Raw genomic sequence first — 3,406 nt, forward strand, 5'->3', positions numbered from 1 at the left:
GGGTGCGCCGGGGTGTACAGATGCGTTTTGATCATCGCAATCTGTGCTGTTGGTTACATACCCTGCTGGTGTAGCACATTTGGCAGTTGTTGTAACTAATGGATTACCATAACCATCTCCATCTGCATCGCGGTAATAAGTGATATCAGGGAATCCTTCATCTACTTGTCCATCACAATTGTTATCTATGCCATCACACACTTCTGGTGCGCCGGGTTGTATGGAGGCATTAAGATCGTTGCAATCTCCACCAACGCTTACATAACCGTTAGGTGCTGTGCATGCCTGCACTAAGGTATTTGCATCTCCATATCCATCTCCATCAACATCTGGGTACCACGTGATTAACGGATTTATGGTAACCGTGTCACTTGAAGTACTTACACAACCTTGTCCTGTTGTAGCAGTAACTGTATAGGTGGTTGTTTGATTAATATTTGATGCAGTAACCACTGCAGTATTATTGCTTTCAAGTGTTGTGCCAGTAGGAGTTTCAGTCCAACTATAAGTTAAAGGCGACACTCCACCTGTTATCGTTATCAAATAATCTTCTGCTTCACCCCACCCAGAGTTGGTTGCACCACAAGGAGTTTCTATTCCAGGGCCGGGATTAGTATCACTCGACCTAAGGCGAAGCCTTGTTTCGCCATTGTAGATGTTTGCAGGAAGTGTAAATACAATTGACCCAGATGCAGATGCCCCAACATTTCCAGAAATACCAATACTTTCTGATGCATCAAAAACACCATCCTGGTTATAATCAATCCAGCCCCGAATATAACAAACGTTATATGTGCCTCCTGTTACTGACATGGTATAACTCGTATTTCCTGATAAACTTGCAGTTGTAGCACCCGATTGCGGGTACAATGTATAGAACGGAGCTATAGAAGCGCCTGTTGCATTATTTAAAGTGGTACCGGCAATACTAACCAATGAAATAAAATCTCCTAATCTTGTACCACTGGAATAGGTAGGTGAACAATAATTAGCAGTTGCTTTAACTAACGCCGATGCTGTTAGTACAGTGCCGCCAGAATTACAGAATGTATTAGCATCTGCGGAAGCTGTTACTGTAACATTGTTAGTAATGTTGATTATGCTTGATGCAACTGTGCAGCCACCTTTTATCTTTACTACATCATAGCTGCCGCCTGTATTTACTGTTAATGTATTGCCACTGCCTATAACTACCCCGCCCCTACGCCATTGGTAGGTTGCCTCTGCAATGGGAAAAAATACGGATAATACGATATCTTTGTTACAATATTGTAGATCAGTTGCCTGGATTTGTACAGGTAAAGAACAATCCGGGTTCAACGCAGATTGAACCGCTGCAAACGCATTTACATTGCCAAATCCTGTTTCATTATTCCAGGTACCGTTCTGTTCATTTATATCATTACTGGCTTCATAAGTATAATTTGGCAACTTGGTACAGCTCAGTTCCAAAAGCTGTGTTGCCTCAGCCACCGTAAGCGAACTGTTTGCAGACAATATAAGCGCCGCCACACCTGCAGCATTAGGACAGGCAGAGGAAGTTCCATTAAAGATATTATAATAATCACCCGCTGTGCCAGCCGCATTATTATAACCGCCAGTACCTTGTATATCCGTTGTAGCTATTTTTACACAAGGAGCCACTACATCCAGCCCGATGCCATAATTGGCGCCCCAATCTTCACCATCGCAACTAGATGGAGATTTTCTTTGCCCGCACATTGAAATACCTCCTACCGAAATTACCTCTGGATTGTTTGCAGGATAAGAAACAGCGGAATTGTAATTACCACTGGAACAAAGCACCATACAACCTTTACCACCTCTGCCCAGTGTAACTGCGCGGTGTATTGCATCATCAATTGAGCTGCTTGGCGAGCCGCCACCCCAGGAGTTTGAAATTACATCTGCCCCTTGCAGCCTTACATAATCAAAACTAGCTGCTACTGCGGCATCTCCAAGATAATATCCATAATCCCCACCAAAAATTACAGCCGGTATTATTTTACAATTTGGTGCAACACCAGCCACACCAATACCATTGTTGGCACGGGCTGCAATAATGCCCGCGCAAGCAGTGCCATGACCGTTATAGGAAGACGTAGGAGCACCGTCACCTGGATTTGAGGTCATAGTAGCGCCGTTAAATCCCTGTAAAAGATTGGCCTGCAAATCAGGGTGGGTAAGATCAACACCCTCATCTATCACCCCTATCTTAATATCCGGGCTGCCCATTGTTAATGTCCAGGCTTCCTGCACCTTCATGTCAACATCCGGCGTACCATTGTATTGTTCGGCACTGCCTGTATTTTTATGCGCCCATTGCAAATTGTACAACGGATCATTTGGCGCAGTAAGAAGCGCATTGTAAATACACTTATTTGGTTCAGCGTAATCAAACAACCCAGTCTCATAAAAAAAATTAGCCATCGCAAGACCGTCATAATTATTTTTTGCCCCGGCAGTCAGAATATACATATCATCTAGAAAAGGATATTTCTTCAATACGGTAACGTTATACTTAGTCATCAGGCTTTGCAGCATGGCAATACTGGTAGATGCCTTTAGATTTACTATAAATTCATCGCTATAGCTATTATATTTTCCGTCCTGGCTTTTAAACACAGGCCTTGAATATAACAGGTTTGTATTTTGTTTTAGTTTGGTAACAATAGGGGTAATATCCTTCACTTTATTAATACCTAATTTCACCAATATTTGTTTGCCACCAAAACCTTCTTCCAACGAATCTGCAGGTACTGAAATTAATGCTGCAACGGTATTTTTCAATTCGTTAAAAGTATGCCCGGATTTTATACCCACAACAAGGCGGTCGTAAGAAACAGGGTAATATACTTTTTGCCCTTTGTAGTAATAAAATACCTGTTCTTTTTTTTGCGCAATCGCTGGAATAAATAGCAACAGCATGAATAAGTGTAGAATTAATTTCTTCATACCAAGTTTTTTTTAATAAATAAATAAAGTGGTGATAACACAGGAGTATTGGAGCAACGGCCTTGTTTTCATAAAACAGCTTTATTGTAAAAACTGGAATAATTAAAAACCTATCCCATTTAAGCAGATGAAAGCTTAAAAAATGAACAACGCACTAAACATAACATCAAAACCATATCATACAATCCAAGTAAGGACGAAAGGGTGCTAAAACTGTCCCAACAGGTGGTTTTATTTATCGGGATTTTTTTGGGGGTCGGCTGTATGGCTGCTATTGGGCATTTGTTGTGTCACTCACTTGTACTGCAACGCTTTGCTGAGCATTGAGAAAGCCGTACAAGAGTGCGACGCAAGTATTGCCAAATTATTGAGCGGTTGCTGGGCTAATAAGTTTTGTATTTTTTGTTTTATTTTTTTAAATACTATGCTTTTGGTTTTGTGCACTTGTTTA

The 3,406-nt window shown here is 41.4% G+C and carries 1 protein-coding gene; it reads right to left on the reverse strand.

Annotated features, from left to right (window positions below):
• Positions 1 to 2,955 (reverse strand): S8 family serine peptidase (locus GD597_RS21590; RefSeq protein ID WP_171610000.1); only part of this gene is annotated, 2,955 nt, incomplete at its 3' end.
• Positions 2,956 to 3,406: the final 451 nt, after the last annotated feature.

The sequence above is a fragment of the Limnovirga soli genome (assembly GCF_013106755.1).
GTDB lineage: Bacteria > Bacteroidota > Bacteroidia > Chitinophagales > Chitinophagaceae > Limnovirga > Limnovirga soli.